Origin of the sequence: Pseudoalteromonas sp. MMG010 (genome assembly GCF_018100905.1) — a bacterium.
In the GTDB taxonomy this organism is placed as follows: Bacteria; Pseudomonadota; Gammaproteobacteria; order Enterobacterales; family Alteromonadaceae; genus Pseudoalteromonas.
The window spans coordinates 1-15791 of the sequence record NZ_JAGJEG010000023.1; the positions used below are offsets into that span (position 1 = coordinate 1).

General features: G+C 36.8%; 12 protein-coding genes and 3 tRNA genes. 6 read left to right on the forward strand and 9 right to left on the reverse strand.

The features are described 5' to 3' along the window. Nucleotides 1-139 precede the first annotated feature (139 nt). From J8L70_RS15730 to folE2, 4 genes are all read right to left on the reverse strand, one after another. Nucleotides 140-1087: a cobalamin biosynthesis protein gene (locus J8L70_RS15730; protein ID WP_211056525.1), complete on the reverse strand. Its 948-nt coding sequence runs from the start codon at nucleotides 1085-1087 to the stop codon at nucleotides 140-142. Then, nucleotides 1088-1795: a 5'-methylthioadenosine/S-adenosylhomocysteine nucleosidase gene (mtnN, locus tag J8L70_RS15735; RefSeq protein ID WP_211056526.1), complete on the reverse strand. Its 708-nt coding sequence runs from the start codon at nucleotides 1793-1795 to the stop codon at nucleotides 1088-1090. A gap of 116 nt (nucleotides 1796-1911) precedes the next feature. Then, the gene (locus J8L70_RS15740) at nucleotides 1912-2505 is read right to left on the reverse strand and encodes a DUF2726 domain-containing protein (protein ID WP_211056527.1); all 594 of its coding nucleotides are present in this window, start codon (nucleotides 2503-2505) and stop codon (nucleotides 1912-1914) included. Between the two features lie 81 nt (nucleotides 2506-2586). Beyond that, entirely contained in the window at nucleotides 2587-3507 is a 921-nt protein-coding gene (gene folE2 / locus J8L70_RS15745) for a GTP cyclohydrolase FolE2 (protein ID WP_211056528.1), read from the reverse strand. Nucleotides 3508-3720: 213 nt separating this feature from the next. On the opposite strand from folE2, the gene arcB reads away from it, so the two are divergent. Continuing rightward, complete coding sequence (gene arcB, locus J8L70_RS15750) at nucleotides 3721-6042, forward strand: aerobic respiration two-component sensor histidine kinase ArcB (RefSeq protein ID WP_211056529.1); 2322 nt, start codon at nucleotides 3721-3723, stop codon at nucleotides 6040-6042. An 8-nt stretch (nucleotides 6043-6050) separates the two neighbouring features. Here arcB and arcA read toward each other — a convergent pair whose 3' ends face one another. The 4 genes from arcA to trmB all read right to left on the reverse strand — a co-directional run bounded on the left by arcA (nucleotide 6051) and on the right by trmB (nucleotide 10736). Then, nucleotides 6051-6767: a two-component system response regulator ArcA gene (gene arcA, locus J8L70_RS15755; protein WP_211056530.1), complete on the reverse strand. Its 717-nt coding sequence runs from the start codon at nucleotides 6765-6767 to the stop codon at nucleotides 6051-6053. A 453-nt stretch (nucleotides 6768-7220) separates the two neighbouring features. Continuing rightward, a complete protein-coding gene (locus J8L70_RS15760) occupies nucleotides 7221-8825 on the reverse strand; it encodes a HAMP domain-containing sensor histidine kinase (protein ID WP_211056531.1) in 1605 nt (534 codons plus the stop codon). 129 nt (nucleotides 8826-8954) lie between these two features. Further along, nucleotides 8955-9983 carry a methyltransferase gene (locus J8L70_RS15765; RefSeq protein WP_211056532.1) on the reverse strand — a complete coding sequence of 343 codons (1029 nt, stop codon included), beginning with the start codon at nucleotides 9981-9983 and terminating at the stop codon, nucleotides 8955-8957. A gap of 27 nt (nucleotides 9984-10010) precedes the next feature. Then, nucleotides 10011-10736, reverse strand: coding sequence for a tRNA (guanosine(46)-N7)-methyltransferase TrmB (gene trmB, locus J8L70_RS15770; protein ID WP_211056533.1), 726 nt, complete (start codon nucleotides 10734-10736; stop codon nucleotides 10011-10013). A 141-nt stretch (nucleotides 10737-10877) separates the two neighbouring features. Here trmB and mutY point away from each other — a divergent pair, with 141 nt between their 5' ends. Together mutY and J8L70_RS15780 are read left to right on the forward strand one after the other, a co-directional pair. Then, the gene (gene mutY / locus J8L70_RS15775) at nucleotides 10878-11936 is read left to right on the forward strand and encodes an A/G-specific adenine glycosylase (protein WP_211056534.1); all 1059 of its coding nucleotides are present in this window, start codon (nucleotides 10878-10880) and stop codon (nucleotides 11934-11936) included. A gap of 34 nt (nucleotides 11937-11970) precedes the next feature. Beyond that, nucleotides 11971-12243 carry an oxidative damage protection protein gene (locus tag J8L70_RS15780; protein WP_211056535.1) on the forward strand — a complete coding sequence of 91 codons (273 nt, stop codon included), beginning with the start codon at nucleotides 11971-11973 and terminating at the stop codon, nucleotides 12241-12243. Between the two features lie 58 nt (nucleotides 12244-12301). Here the strand turns inward: J8L70_RS15780 and J8L70_RS15785 are convergent, their stop codons facing one another. Further along, nucleotides 12302-15070 carry a hybrid sensor histidine kinase/response regulator gene (locus tag J8L70_RS15785; protein WP_211056536.1) on the reverse strand — a complete coding sequence of 923 codons (2769 nt, stop codon included), beginning with the start codon at nucleotides 15068-15070 and terminating at the stop codon, nucleotides 12302-12304. A gap of 257 nt (nucleotides 15071-15327) precedes the next feature. Here J8L70_RS15785 and J8L70_RS15790 point away from each other — a divergent pair. From J8L70_RS15790 to J8L70_RS15800, 3 genes are all read left to right on the forward strand, one after another. Beyond that, a tRNA-Phe gene (locus J8L70_RS15790) sits at nucleotides 15328-15403 on the forward strand. A gap of 77 nt (nucleotides 15404-15480) precedes the next feature. Beyond that, a tRNA-Thr gene (locus J8L70_RS15795) sits at nucleotides 15481-15556 on the forward strand. Nucleotides 15557-15607: 51 nt separating this feature from the next. Next, a tRNA-Phe gene (locus tag J8L70_RS15800) sits at nucleotides 15608-15683 on the forward strand. Nucleotides 15684-15791: the final 108 nt, after the last annotated feature.

The following is a 15791-nucleotide window of genomic DNA, read 5'->3' on the forward strand; positions in this document are numbered from 1 at the left end:
CACAAGCCGACTTAGCGTCGGTTTTTTTGTGCCTGAAATAAAGTACATAATAAAGTGTATTAAAAAGTCGTTGGTAGGTTAGCTGTAGCCAACTAGGCGCTCGTAGGTTTACTGCTAAAAGAAAGCGGTGGAAGGTACTTTAAATGATGGCAAAGCTTATCTTAATGGCCGTAATCACTAATAACCACAATATAAATGCTTGGTTTAGCGTGTTGATCACGATGAGAATATCTTGTGCTTGAGGAAGGCGCTGAGTACCTACTCGCATTTTATTATAGCGCTGATTAAAATATATAGCTGGGCCACCAAGTTGCGCTCCTAATACGGCACTACAGCAACTTAAAAGCCAGCCTGTATTGGTTTGATAAAAATGGCGTCCGTAATGCTTAATATAATGGATGCTGTTTTTAGTGGCTTTACTGCTTGCTATGGTGAGCGCAAGTAAACGAGTGGGGATAAGTTCAAATACAAATAAAATAAGCTGTACGGGTTTTAAAAAGTGGCTGTTAGGGGCTATGTCATCTCGCCAAGCTTGCTGTGCAATAGTTAGTAAGCGATAGAACAAAGCGGCAAAAGGCCCTAGTATCAGATAAATAGTAATAACACTGAAATAAAAACGGGCACTGCGTAAAATTAATGTTTCAATGAGTGCTTTGTAAATCCCCGGTGCAGATAAGTTTTTAACTTCCCTTGCTAGTAATGGTTTAAGGAGTTCGCGAGCGGCTGATTTTTGATTTTTTTTACACAGTAATGTGATTCTTTTTATTTTGTTTATTGTTGTTTGTTTTTCTAAACAAAAGTAAAGAATACAGCCATGAAGCAGCTCGGGGTAAAATGCAAATTCCAGCACAAGAGCACATATTATGACAATAAGGATACTAGGGAGCATTGCACCTAGAGTTGCAGCTAAGTAAAGGTAACTCTTAGGTTCAGATTTTTTATAAATACGCTTACCAATAGCTGAATAAATACCATGCATAAAGGTACCAGGATGGTACAAGCGAGATAAAGGGATAAAGCGCTCGCAAAGGAGCGCGAACATAAATACAATAAAGTCCAAATGAGTTTGAACAATATTGCTGAGCATTTAAAGAGTAAGCCCAGCTATTTTTTCAAGCAATGCGACAACCATTTTTGATGAGTTAATTGAAGCTGTTTCAAGATACTCTTCAAAAGACTGTGGCGACTCTTTGCCGGCAATATCCGACATAGAGCGAATAACAACAAATGGCGTGTTTAATGAAAAACAGGCTTGAGCAATAGCAGCCCCTTCCATTTCTACGGCAAGCATCTCAGGGAAGTCAGCACGTGCTTTGTCTATACGTATAGGATCACACATAAAGCTGTCGCCAGTACAAATCAAACCAACTAATGTTTTAACTTCGCTTATTTGAGCAATCGTTTGTTTTGCCGCTTCGATTAATTTAGGGTGAGCTTCAAAGCCAGCTGGCATTTGCGGAACTTGGCCAATTTCGTAACCAAATGCAGTTACATCAACATCGTGGTGACGTACTTGTGATGAAATAACAACATCACCTACATTTAATGAAGGATCAAATCCACCTGCCGACCCTGTGTTTATGACGCAATCTGGATTGAAATTATCAATAAGTAAAGTGGTTGCAATGGCCGATGCGACTTTACCAATACCTGATTGCACAAGCGTTACTGTGTTACCTGCAAGCTCGCCAGTGTAAAAAGTAAAGCCAGCCTTAGTTAAGGTTTGTGTATTTTGCATGGCAGCACGCAAAATTTTAACTTCTGGCTCCATCGCGCCAATAATACCAACATTCATAGTGTTCAGTTCCTAAATTTGAATGGTTCTATTATACGTGAAATTAGTCTTAAAAAACAAAAAAGCGAGCTATTTTAAATAACTCACTTTTGAAATAACCTTATAGCACCTAGAGATTAAATCTCAGCAACCAATGTTGTTTGCGCTTTTGCTTGTGAGGGTGAAAGTACAGCAGGCTTTGCCGATCTGTGACGTGTTGGGCGAATTGGTGCCGGGGCAGGTTTTCCTAATTTAAACATTATTGCATCTCTAACTTCGCTAGGTTGATAGCCCGATTTAACTTTCATTCTAATATGGGGGATACCTGCGGCTTCTAATGCGCCATTAACAAACCAATCACGTTGTGCTTTATGACCGCTTTTATTAGTATTATTGACTAAATCTACTGCGGCAACAATGGTCATTTTTTCTTTGTCTATTAAGACAAAATCAAGCTGTTTGTTTTTGGCTTTAGTAAGCGCTGCGCGTTTTGTTTTTGTAGGTAAACCTTGCTTACAATCGATGATATCAACCAATTTTACTCGGCTGACAATTTTATATTGATCACCCACAGCACGCTCTAATAAGCCTAAAAAAACACTTTCTACTTGAGTAAACACGCTTTGTTTACGAACAAAAGGATAAGGGTTTCCACCGTCGTCATTAAATTTTGACGCAACAATAGAAGCTCCAACGACTAACACTAAAATTGATAATAAAGCTAATTCCATAAGGCAACTCCAAACAGTATTTTGACACTGCTATTTACTAAGCAAGGAGTGTGCCGAATGGATGTTGCCGGTTTATTTTAATTACGCTTTATACCCATTATTTACGCCTTTAACTGCAATCGCAACAGCATCATGAGCATGTAATGATTCATAATGATTTATTTGTAACCAGTAATCTGCGTAGCTCTCAAGCTCAAGTACGCTTTTTATTTTACGTGCGGCATCTTCGCAGAACATTAAATTCTGTCCGTTTAAACGGGCAAATTCCTGCTCGTCTTCACGCTTTACAGCAGCTTGAACAGGGGTTTTCAGTTCATTTTCAAGCATGTCGATTAACCCGATCACATCAAATTCAGTGATATTGTTATCAAGTTTTACTTTTACATTTGCGATAGAGCGTTGTGAATGAGGAGTTGCGACAATGCCTTGTGTACTACCTAGCCACTCGAGGACGTCTTGTTGCTTCAAGGTATCTTGGGTAAATTGCTCGCTGAATGCATTTTGTATTAATTGACGAGCTAGGGCCGCTGAGCATGGGCATGTTGATGAGTATGTGATATCAACGGTTAACTCGTAGCTGATAATATTATTGTTAATTGAAGAGGTTAATGTAACTGGATAACTTTTCCAGCCTACTTTTTTACTTATCAGGGACTCTCTTCGCAGCGGTAGCTCAAATTTAAACTCTATTTTTGCTTGATCGCTTAATTGCTCATGGCTAACAATAAAATCGTTAAGTACTTGCGCTATTGTCGTTGGATTTACATGCTGCTGTGTAGAGAGCGTATCAAGTGCAAGAAATAAGCGCGACATATGAATGCCTTTTGCATCTTCTTTTTGCAAATTGACAAATGCACGCGCTTTGGCGTTAACGGTCGTGGGTGTTAAATTCAACGATTCAAAAATGAATGGCAATTCAATTTCAGCCATCCCAACCCAGTCTAATTTACCTGTTTGTAAAGCGGGTGCTGTATCAGCGATATCTGGCATGTTAGTTTGCATGATTGAATACTCGTTTAACAATAATAAAACGCCGTATATTACACGAAATACATTTATCGAGAAACGGGCAGTTTAAGCTAGATCACTATTTAATGATGAAAGTTTTCTGATTTCATCGAACAATATGAAATTAGTTAATAGATAATGCTAAAATAGCCACTATTATGACTGTTATTTCAATTTTACTCGCATTGCTATGAGATATATATATTTATGAATGACTCTTCATTGAGCTCATGGGCTCGAGTGTTATCGAGCTCTATTACACGTTTTGGGGAATTTAAAACGGCCGCGTTGTGTTATGTGCTTTTTTTAATTATGTCGTTAATTCTTTCCAGTATGTTCTACTATGTGGCCGTTGGTGATATTAAATTACTGGATGTGCTAGCAGTCGTTTTTTTTGCTGGGGTGGTGTCACCTTTAATTATAAGTGTATTACTTAATTCAATCCGTCAATTAGATGCTTCGTATACTTATTTAGATAGTGCGACAAAACAAGAAAAACTCTTAAACCAAACGTTAAAAGATAATATTAATCGACTGAATATTGAAATAGATGAAAGAAAAATGGCTTTTCATGCTAAGCATCGTGCGATTGAAGAGCTGCGCAGAGAAATTGTTGAACGCAAAAAAACACAGCAAGAGTTAGCACAACAAGGGATGTTACTACGTTCTATTGTCGACTCATCCCCGGATTTATTTTATTACCGAGACAACAATGGAATTTTTGCTGGGTGTAATAAAATGTTTGAACAAGTGACAGGAAAATCTAGTGCTGAATTAATAGGAAAGACCGCTGAACAGGTGTTTCCGAGTCATTTCTTTTCAGCAGTACTGCGCTCTGATATTGAAGTGGAACAGTCTCATAAAGCGATTACTATTGATGTTGAACATAATGCAAATGACCAGTCACAATGGTTTGAGCTAAGAAAAATCCCATTTATTAACGATCAAGGCGATTATATTGGCTTGTTAGCGTTTGGCCGTGATATTACAAGCCGTAAAGAAGCGGCTCAGGCACTGGAGACGGCCTATAAAGATAAAGGTAAATTTATTGCAACGTTAAGCCATGAGTTACGTACACCACTTAATGGTATCGTGGGCCTTACACGCATGCTATTAGATACAGAAATGAATAAGCAACAGCGTAGTTGGTGTAATACGGTATTCTCGAGCGCCGAAACACTCGGTAATATTTTTAATGATATTATAGATTTAGATAAGATAGATCGTGAGCAGCTTGATATTGCAACTGACCCTATCAATGTTTCAGACTTTATTAATGATGTCGTGAATTTTGCAGGCCTTATTGCCGAACAAAAAGAGTTAGAGTTTACGATTAATCGTAACGGAATTCTGGATGTTTATGCTCTGTTAGATCCCACCCGTTTACGCCAAGTGGTATGGAATTTGATTAATAATGCCGTTAAATTTACTCAACACGGTGAGGTTAAGCTCGATTGTACTAGAGAAAACCGAGCTGAAGGCCCTTGGTTGGTAATGAAAATATCAGACACCGGGCAAGGGATCCCGCAAGAGCAGTTACCACGTATTTTTGATATGTATTATAAAGCGCCTGATTTATCAGGCTCTAATGCGATTGGTTCGGGGATAGGTTTAGCCGTAACAAAAGCATTAATTGCCGCGATGAAAGGCAGTATCAAGGTTGAAAGTCGTGAAGGTGAAGGAAGTTGCTTTACTGTCGAAATTCCTCTTGAATTATGTATAGCGCCAACTGAGCAAAGTTATGCAGGTCGAAGTTTAAATATACTGCTAGTTGAAGATGTCCCATTAAATGCAGAGATTGCAACCAACCTTTTAGAGCAACGTGGGCATGATGTTATTTGGGCTGAAACAGGGGAAGATGCATTATCTTTTGTTGAAACCGAAGACGATTTAGATTTAGTACTACTTGATATGCAATTACCAGATATTAACGGCGATGAGGTGGCTCGACAAATACGTGCCGATAGCTATTTTGACAAGTTACCCATTGTTGCATTAACTGCGAATGTGCGCAGCGCTGAGGAAGACTTAGAAGGTATTTCAATACAAGGGGCATTAGCTAAGCCGATTAACACGACCAAATTAGACAAAATGTTGGCTGATTTATTTGCGATCAAACAAATTGAACAAGATCAAGACTTACGCATAACAACACAAGGCAAAGATTTAACAGGCATAGATGTTAGCTTACTTGATATTGAGACGATCGAAGATTTTGTTAACTCTATGGGACTCGATGTTTTTAAACGAAGTACAGAGCTGTTTCAAAAGTTAAATCCAAAATATGTTATCGAATTACATACCGCTTTAAACTGTGAAGATAAAGAAGAGTATAAGTCGGTTGCGCATAAACTAAAAGGAGCTGCAGGGTCTGTGGGGTTAAATGATGTTCAGCTACATGCAAAGGAGATGGAAAACGGCGTGCTTGATGTCGACAATGAGCAATTAGCTGTATGGATTGAAGTATTAGAGCGTAAAATAAATAAAGGGCTCGAGGCCCTTCATTTGTTTTTACAGCGGTTAGAGTAAATTCTAACTTAGTTGTCTAACTTACCAATAAAGCGGTAGCCTTCACCATGGATGGTGCTGATAAGTTCTGATGTACTGTTGTCGCTCTCAAAGTGCTTACGAATACGACGAATCGTTACATCAACAGTTCTATCGTTAGCACGAAGCTCACGACCTGTCATATGTTTAATTAATTGCTCACGGCTAAATATACGCCCCGGAGAGTCAAGCATTAAACGAAGAGCACGATACTCACCTTTAGGTAAACGCTTTGCGTCTCCATTAGGAGATGTTAAACAACGACTATTTTCATCAAGCTCCCAACCATTAAAGGTTAGCACGCCATTTGTTTCTAAAGCTGTTTCTTCACCACCAAGTGCTGTGCGCGTTATTAAGTTACGTGCACGGATAGTAAGCTCACGTGGATTGAATGGTTTAGTGATGTAATCATCTGCACCAATCTCTAGGCCTAAAATACGATCAACATCGTTATCGCGACCAGTTAAAAAGATCAGGCCTACTTTACGCTTTTGACGTAATTCACGTGCTAATATTAAGCCGTTTTTACCTGGTAGATTGATGTCCATAACTACAAGATTGACGTCGTCATTATTTGTAAGCTTGTCATGCATATCATCGCCATCAATGGCTTCTATAACTTTATAACCTTCAGCTTCAAATAAACTTACGAGGTTTAGTCGAGTTACATCTTCATCCTCTACGATCAGAATGACTGGCGTTTGCATTATTAATTAACCTTTTTGGAATATTTTATTTATAAAAAAAATCAGTATTATCATATAAAACCGATTACGGAGATTATAGGATTATATCCAAATGTTAACAAGTAAAATCAACATGGATAAAAAAATTGTAGAAAATAACGTTGTAAACAGCATGGTTATACTGAAATATTTAGCCTATTCATAAATAGATAGCATAAAACAGTACCTATAAAGTTATTTATCTGTAGCTATTTTGTAACAAAACAACTTAACAGTGCCTTAAAATAAGCAATAATCAACATTAATTCTATTTAACCTTTTTTCAATGTATGTGATATCTAAATAACTAAAAAGTTCATTAATAACTTATATTAAATAATTAATAGCAGTAGTTATAACATTACTCTTATTTATAAGGTCAAAATCACTAAATACAAGTACCCATGATAAATAAAGTGAGGGCCATTCTTGGTGTTAAAATAAGGTAATAATAAAGCGGCTACCTATTTTATTTTCAGTATCGTAATGTATTCTGCCTCCGAGCGATTGAGTCACTAAATTATACACTAAGTGTAGACCTAGACCACTAGCACCTTGACCTCGTTTTGAGGTAACAAAGGGGTCAAAAAGTTTATGTTTAAATTCTTTATTTACCCCAACCCCGTTATCGCTGTAAGTGAGTGTGATTTGCCCATGAGTGCGTTCAACCTCGATAGTGATTTCATTATTTACTTGATTTTCAAAGCCGTGAGTTACAGAGTTTAAAATAAGCTGCTGTAGTATTTGTTGTAAAGAGTCGACTTTACTTTCTATAACAAGCTCTGTACTACATAAAATATGTAGTACAGGTGAGAAGGGGGCTATTTCAGATTTTATCGATAAAAAGACATCATTGATCAATGTGTGAATTTTAATTTCAGTGTTTACATTGTCATCCTCAATCACGGCCAGTTTTTTGAAGTTGTTGATTAAGTCAGCCGCTTTATTTAAATTTCGATAAATCAAATCTAGGCTTTCTGAGCCGCTAGTAATAAATTTTTTCAATTGACCTGAAGTGAGTGTTTGATTTTTGAAGTGACTCTCGATTTCTATAAGGTTATCTCGTAATAGGGTTGACCCTGTTATTCCAAGGCCTATAGGGGTATTTACTTCATGCGCTACACCTGCCACCATTTGCCCTAACGAAGCCATTTTTTCGTTTTCAACAATTTGATTTTGATATTGATGCATTTTTTCAAGTGTTAATAATAATTCTTGATTGGCTTCTCTTAGTGCGACCGTTCTTTTATTTACTTTTCCTTCAAGTTCAAGATTTAATGTTTTTATCTCTAACTTATCTTTTTCATGACGTTGCATATGGCTATTTATTCTAGTTAGCATGATATTGAGACTTTGAGACAATTGGTTTATTTCTTTAATATTGCATGATTCAAATTGCGTATCATAATTATGACTTTTTGCGACACCTTTTAGCATAAGGCTTAACTTTGTTAAAGGCTCAGCGACCCGACGCTGTATATTTAAAGTAAATAAGTACACTGTTGTCAGTACAATACTGACTAATATGCATAATAGAATTAATTTTTTCTTTATATACTCATTTAAGCTCTCTAGACTGCCTCTCATATAAATATGGCCAATCGTTTTATCCGCATAGATAATAGGACGAATTATTTCGACGATGTTATTGGTTACTTTAGGAGTCATTAGCTTATCAATACTGTCAATCCGCAGGGGGACCGGAGGTGTTTTTTTGGCGTTGTAGCTCATAAAAAAACTCGGTTTATTACTGAAAGCATCAATTTTATAAACGTGAATGTTTTTTATTAAGGGAATGTGGCTGAAAAACTTCAAACGTAGCTCTTCGTTAGTCCGGTTACTATCTATAAGCGAAGGGGCAGCATCAAAGGCGACAATTTCACATAGAATTGTTAGTTTGTTTATAATGAGTTTTTTTTGCTCTTTTACACTAAGGTAAGTAGAAATACCGATCGATAAAGAAAGGCAGCTAGCAGTGACTAACATAATGGTATGTATCAATGTTTTTTTAATACTACACTGCTGTGATTTTTTCATCATATTGATATAAATTGCCAAATAACCTTTTTATGTATAGATAAGTTTAGCAAATAGATATAAAAGAGCTGAAAAATATTTAAACTAATCAACTCAACACTGATATGTACTTAAAAAATAACGGTTCTAGGTTTAGCTGCTATACACTGCAAACTTATTATTTTTAAATACGGTGTGGTAGCCCTCAAATTGAGCAGCCAATATGGGGGGGTATTTTAAAAAGCTATTTGCAACAATTGTCAATCTACCTGATTTGTTTAAATGCTGTTTAGCATTTGCTAAAAACGTTTCTGCGACACTGTAATCGGTAGCTATACCAGTATGAAAGGGAGGGTTACTAATAATTAAATCAAATCTACCTGTTATATCATTTAAACCATCACTTAGCACAGTGTTCCCCTTTATATTATTTAGGGCTAATGTTTGCGTGGTTGCATAGGCAGCTAATGCGCTGACATCACTGCATAAAAATTCTAAATCAGGATTTTTTATACCTAAAAATGTAGCGATTAATCCAGCACCACAGCCAAAGTCTAATACCCGGCTGTGTGCTCTGATCATAGCCGTATTTTCAAGTAACATTTTAGTGCCTGCATCTAATGCACCGTGGTTAAAAACACCAGGGATACTGACCGCTGTAAATTCAATATCAGCTATCGAAACAGTAAATTCCTTATGATAGCGTTTTAAATCAAAAGAGTTATTTTCTGTTATTTCACTAAAAGAGTACAAAATACAGTGCTTTGCAGAATCTATTTTATTACTGTAGCCCACTTTATCGGCTAGTTGTTTTTCTATTGATTTTACGCCGCTTTTATTTTCTCCCACAACTAAAAGTTCGGCATCTTTGTTAATAACAGCACGTATGTTATCCAGTGCCATTAAAACCTCGGGCTTAGATTTTGGGTAATATAAAATGACTAAATCATAATCACCAGATGCAATAGTATGACTAACACAGACCTCAATACCTTTAATGTTTTTAGCATATTCACCATTAGCGTGATTATAACTAAAAGCCGTTATTTTACTTTGTGGGTTAAGGTTTTTAAGCTCAGTTAAAAAGCCATCTTGTACAAAGTTCACCACCAAGATAGATTTACCAATTAACATTTGGTTATTTCGTAGTAATAGTAAGCTTGGATTGGTTAATATGCTCATAAATGGCCTTGTCTTAACATTAATAATTTATTGGATACGTTCGAACATTAAATCCCAAACGCCATGACCAAGTCGGTGTCCTCGTTGCTCAAACTTTGTTAATGGGCGTAAATCTGGACGTGGAACATAATCGTTTGTCTGAGATTGATTAGTATAACCAGGAGCGGCTTGCATAACTTCGAGCATATGCTCAGCATAGTTTTCCCAATCTGTTGCCATATGAAAAACACCCCCCATTTTTAATTTTGAGCGTAGCTTTTCGGCAAACTCAGTTTGCACTATACGGCGTTTGTGATGGCGCTTTTTATGCCAAGGATCTGGGAAAAATAATTGCAGTGTGGTTAAACTCTCATCAGCAATACAATCAGCTAATACTTCAATTGCATCATGTTCAAATATACGTAAATTGGTTACACCCGCTTCATCAGCATCCATAAGGCATGCGCCAACACCTGGGCGATGAACTTCTATACCAATAAAGTTTAAGTGTGGTGCATTTTTAGCCATTTCAACTAATGATTTGCCCATACCAAAGCCAATCTCTAAAACCACGTCGTTGTTATTACCAAATACGCTGGCTAAATCAAGCATGCCGTTTTTGTGTTCAAGGCCCATAGTTGGCCAGCACTTCTCAATTGCTGCCGCTTGGCCTTTAGTTAATCGGCCTTCGCGCTTAACAAAGCTACGGATTGTTCGGATATACTTACCTTCTTGCTTTGCAAGCTCTAGGTTATTGTTACTTGATTCGCTCATAATGGGGCCTGATAAAACAACATGTTTAAAAATGGTTGCGTATTATCCCTGACCAAGGCGGGGATAACAAGTATATAGCTTGATCTTTTCATTATCTCTAATAGACTGGGCCGCCATCATTTAAAGTATAAGTTAATTTTTGTGGATTTAAGTATTGAACAGTCAACTAAGTTTGCAAGCCAAGTAGTAAGTTGGTATCACTTACATGGCCGTAAAACCTTACCTTGGCAACAGCAAAAAACGCCCTATAAAGTATGGGTTTCAGAGGTTATGTTACAGCAGACTCAAGTTGTTACTGTGATCCCATTCTTTGAAAAGTTTATGCAAAGCTTTCCCGATATCATTGCTCTTGCCAATGCGGATGAAGACTATGTGCTGCACCACTGGACGGGTTTAGGTTATTACGCGCGTGCTCGCAACCTACATAAAACTGCAAAAATTGTTCGTGATAAATATGCAGGTCAATTTCCTACGACCCTAGAGGAAGTAATAGCATTACCAGGCATTGGTCGCTCAACTGCGGGTGCTGTACTTTCTTTATCTCTTGGTCAGCATCATCCTATTTTAGATGGTAATGTAAAGAGAGTGCTAGCGCGTTATTTTATGGTTGAAGGCTGGTATGGCGTTAAAAAAGTAGAAAACCAATTATGGCGTTTATCTGAGCAACTTACACCTAAAGAAAATGTCGTGCAATTTAATCAAGCAATGATGGATTTAGGGGCGAGCGTGTGTTCGCGTAGTCGTTTTGATTGTACATTATGCCCCTTAAATACAGGATGTGCTGCGTTTAAAAATAATGTAGTGAAGCAGTTTCCTCATTCTAAGCCTAAAAAAGCGGTGCCTAAAAAATCATGCCACCAACTTATTGTTCGATTCGAAAACCAAGTACTGATGCAAAAAAGGCCAAGTACTGGCATATGGGGGGGGTTATTTGGTTTCTTTGAGTTTTCAGAACTTTCACACCTAAAGCAATTTTTAGGGCAACAAGATTTAACAGGTGAATTAAATCAGCTTGAGAGCTTTGTTCATGTGTTTTCACATTTTGAGTTAACAATAAACCCTCATGTTTTAAATTTAAATGCTATAGCCGATGTTGTTAACGAGCTTCAGCTAGTATGGTACCCTTTAGATCAATCAATAGAGGTCGGTTTAGCTGCGCCAACTAAAAAGCTGGTTAAAGAAATGGCACGAATAGGGTAAACTCAATTTAATTAAAAGTTTAAGAGAAATGATTATGGCACGTACTGTATTTTGTCAAAAGTTACAAAAAGAAGCTGAAGGTCTTGGTTTTCAATTATACCCAGGAGAAGTGGGTGAAAAAATATTTAATAATATTTCTAAAGAAGCATGGGCTCAGTGGCAGCATAAACAAACAATGCTTATAAATGAAAAGCATTTAAATATGATGGACCCAGAACATCGTACTTTTTTAGAAGAGCAAATGGTCGGTTTTTTATTTGAAAATAAAGAAGTGCAAATTGATGGTTATAAACCTCTCGAAAAGTAAACGACCAGATAATAAAAAAGGGCTAATTAGCCCTTTTTTATTATCTGGTATTATGTAATTACATCGTATTTTCAGGTGAGTTTTTAATTTGCTCTTTGAGAAATTGTATCGCCTTTGAAAACTCAATCTCTAATTCATCACGTAGTGTAATGAGCTGATCTGAATTTAATTCCTCCGCTTTACATTGATCTTCATAATTGCCAGATAACTCAGCAACAGTATTAGCCCCAACGGTTTTAGAAATTGATTTTAGTTGATGGCAGGCTTCAATTATTTCTGCTTGTTCGTTCATCATAACGGCGGAGTTTATTGATTTAACTAAACTTTGACTTTGTTCAATATACATTTTGAAAAAACGAATTTTTTTCGCTTCATCACTTTTAACATATTTTTGTACTGCGTCTAAATCAATAGGCATGGCTTTATTTTGATGGATAATAACCAGTGGATCTTGATTATATTTATCAGCCCATACCTGTAAAGTATTTTCTAATGCATTTAACTCAATAGGTTTAGTTATAAAGTCATTGATACCAACGGCTAAACAACGTTCTTTTTCCCCTTTTAATGCATTCGCTGTCACCGCGATAATGTATGGTTGTGCGTTAATGTCTTCTAATAGCTCTGCTTCGTCACGGATTTTTTCTACCATATCGTAGCCTGACATTTTAGGCATATGTAAATCAGTTAAAATTAACGAATGGTTACCTGTACGCCAAAGGTTTAAGCCTTCTTCGCCATTATTAGCGATTTCTACACCATAGCCGAGAATATGCAATTGTTCAGTAAGTACTTCTTGATTAAGAATATTATCTTCAACAAGTAGTACTAATTTTTTTTGTTCGCGAGCTTGTTCAATATTTAAGTAGTTATTTAACGATTTTGTTTGCTTTATTTGTTTTGGTTGATGTAACCCAGCAGCAACTAATATCGACATCATAAAGTTTGATTTACATAAAGGGGCGGCATTGATGTAAAAAATATTTTTATGATTAATCGCTGCGTCATCTAACTTGCTTAACACGACAGCCTGTTGTGAATTATCTTCTAGAGTATAAAGTAGCTTACGTAGTAACGAATTCACATTTTCCATATTATCAATGCCATCAATAACCCAAATAGCATTAGGAGTCTCTTGTACGCTTTCAATTTCTTGTTGGCTTTCTAGTAAAACTGTTTTAGCTCCCATAAATGATAAATATCGGAACATGAGTTTCATACGTTCTGTATGTTTAGTTACAACAAACACTTTATGATCTTTTAAAGTGTTTTTATGAGCATATTTAATGCCGCCAGATATACTAAAAGGGAGCTCAACTGTAAATTCACTACCAATACCAATATGGCTGGTAACCGAAATAGTGCCAAGCATTAGTTCCGTTAAACTTTTACAAATTGAAAGCCCTAGCCCTGTGCCGCCGTATTCTCGGGTAATCGAATTTTCGGCTTGAATAAAGGGGTTAAAAATTTCACTTAACTGTGCTTGTGTCATGCCTTTGCCATTATCGATAACACTAAAGCGCAACGTAAAATGATCTGCGGTGTTATGTGCAACTTCAACTGATATTTTTACTTGGCCAATACGATTTTTATCGGTACTTGTAAATTTTATAGCGTTACTACATAGGTTATATAGCACTTGGCGTACACGAATAGTATCACCAATGAGATTAATAGGAATATCGGGTGCAATTGAAAGCTCTAAGTCTAACTCTCGTTTTTTTGCAACAGAGGACAAAACTCTGGCAACTTCTTCGATAGTATCAGTGACTGAAAATGGAATGGGGTCGATATTGAGTTTGCCAGCTTCAATTTTAGAAAAATCAAGAATATCATCTAAAATGCTCAGTAATGAGAAAGCCGACTCACGAATAATGGTACTCAACCGATATTGCGCACCATCTAACTCTGTCTGCCTTAATAAATCAATGGTGCCAATAACACCATTCATGGGGGTTCTTATTTCATGGCTCATTGTTGCCAAAAAGGTGGTTTTAGTTTGGCTTGCTTGTTCAGCTTTTAGGGTGGCCTGTTCAAGTGCTAACGTTCTATTATGTACTTCAACTTCTAAATTCCCTTGTAAGCGCTGTAAGTCTTTTTGTGCAGCTTCGTTATTAGTAATCGCTGAATCTACTTGTTGTAGTAATAAATTTATATTTTTAGCAACTACGCCTAAACCAATATCTAGCTCTTCATTTACCATTGATTTGTAATCAGCGTGTTTAGTAATCGCGTTAAGTTCGCCTGCTAATTTATCAGTACTGTTTCGTAATCGTTTATTAAGGTAGACATTAAAAAGTAGAGCAAGAATAAATAAAGTAAATACACAACTAATTGCTAATGCGTAGCTAATTATTTGAGTTTCTTCAGAGGTCGTCGTTGCACTGGTGATTCGCCGCTCGATTATTAACTCACCCACAGGCTGTTCATTTAATGTTAGAAGGTGATGTATTCTTTGTTTGGTAGGTAAATAATCACTTCTTTTTAACGCAGGTGTTGGTTCTGCGTTAGTGCTATAAATTAAGGTAAAGTTATTATTCGTATTGTATTCATATAATGAATATGCAAAATCGGCGTTTAATGATTCAGAAAGTTTTATTAATTTTTCTGCTTTAACGCGCCCAAGAGTGGTCAAAGCATCGACCAAAGGTTGATGTAATTGCTTACTGATTGATGGCATATCGACAAGGCTCTTTTCGGGCGCGGTTGCCGTTTGGCGAACATCATAAAATGAGTAAGCCAGCAGTGCCATTGTTGTAACAGCAACATTAAATAATATAAAAAGAGGCATCAAGCCTTTTATCGGTGAGGAAAACTTACTTTGCATGGATGATTCCCTGAGGTATTTATTCTTTTAATAATTAATTGAGCGCATTGTAACTTGTTTTGTCCCATATAACGAAAATTTTATGCCGATTTTTAGTACACAAAAATAATTTATCGTGTTAATTGATAATTAATTTGTTTGAATAAACAGCATATTTAGAGGGAAATCCTTTGGTTTGCATAAAAACCATGCAAACAGTTATAAAGGATAAAAAAAAAGTTGACTTAATAGGGCAAAACCCGTTTAATACGCCGCACGCCCAGATAGCTCAGTCGGTAGAGCAGAGGATTGAAAATCCTCGTGTCCGTGGTTCGATTCCGCGTCTGGGCACCATTATTTAAAGTAATAGTGTTTTAAATCAATAAGATTTGATATTATTATAAGTGCCATAGCACACCGTGTTTTAGTGTGCCGACTTAGCTCAGCTGGTAGAGCAACTGACTTGTAATCAGTAGGTCAACCGTTCGACTCGGTTAGTCGGCACCATTTATTTAAGTTAAATGTTATTATTTAGCAGTTAACTAGCACAGTTTATGTGCCTCGATAGCTCAGTCGGTAGAGCAGAGGATTGAAAATCCTCGTGTCCGTGGTTCGATTCCGCGTCGAGGCACCATTTATACAAAGTTATCAATCTTTAAAATTGAAACGTGCCTTAGCACACAGTTTAGTGTGCCGACTTAGCTCAGCTGGTAGAGCAACTGACTTGTAATCAGTAGGTCAA

What these genes read in the sequence shown, in the direction of transcription:
- J8L70_RS15730 (WP_211056525.1), bottom strand. Translation starts at nt 1,087, where the DNA reads ATGCTCAGCAATATTGTTCAAACTCATTTGGACTTTATTGTATTTATG.
- folE2 (WP_211056528.1), bottom strand. Translation starts at nt 3,507, where the DNA reads ATGCAAACTAACATGCCAGATATCGCTGATACAGCACCCGCTTTACAA.
- J8L70_RS15785 (WP_211056536.1), bottom strand. Translation starts at nt 15,070, where the DNA reads ATGCAAAGTAAGTTTTCCTCACCGATAAAAGGCTTGATGCCTCTTTTT.
- mtnN (WP_211056526.1), bottom strand. Translation starts at nt 1,795, where the DNA reads ATGAATGTTGGTATTATTGGCGCGATGGAGCCAGAAGTTAAAATTTTG.
- J8L70_RS15740 (WP_211056527.1), bottom strand. Translation starts at nt 2,505, where the DNA reads ATGGAATTAGCTTTATTATCAATTTTAGTGTTAGTCGTTGGAGCTTCT.
- J8L70_RS15780 (WP_211056535.1), top strand. Translation starts at nt 11,971, where the DNA reads ATGGCACGTACTGTATTTTGTCAAAAGTTACAAAAAGAAGCTGAAGGT.
- trmB (WP_211056533.1), bottom strand. Translation starts at nt 10,736, where the DNA reads ATGAGCGAATCAAGTAACAATAACCTAGAGCTTGCAAAGCAAGAAGGT.
- J8L70_RS15765 (WP_211056532.1), bottom strand. Translation starts at nt 9,983, where the DNA reads ATGAGCATATTAACCAATCCAAGCTTACTATTACTACGAAATAACCAA.
- arcB (WP_211056529.1), top strand. Translation starts at nt 3,721, where the DNA reads ATGAATGACTCTTCATTGAGCTCATGGGCTCGAGTGTTATCGAGCTCT.
- arcA (WP_211056530.1), bottom strand. Translation starts at nt 6,767, where the DNA reads ATGCAAACGCCAGTCATTCTGATCGTAGAGGATGAAGATGTAACTCGA.
- J8L70_RS15760 (WP_211056531.1), bottom strand. Translation starts at nt 8,825, where the DNA reads ATGATGAAAAAATCACAGCAGTGTAGTATTAAAAAAACATTGATACAT.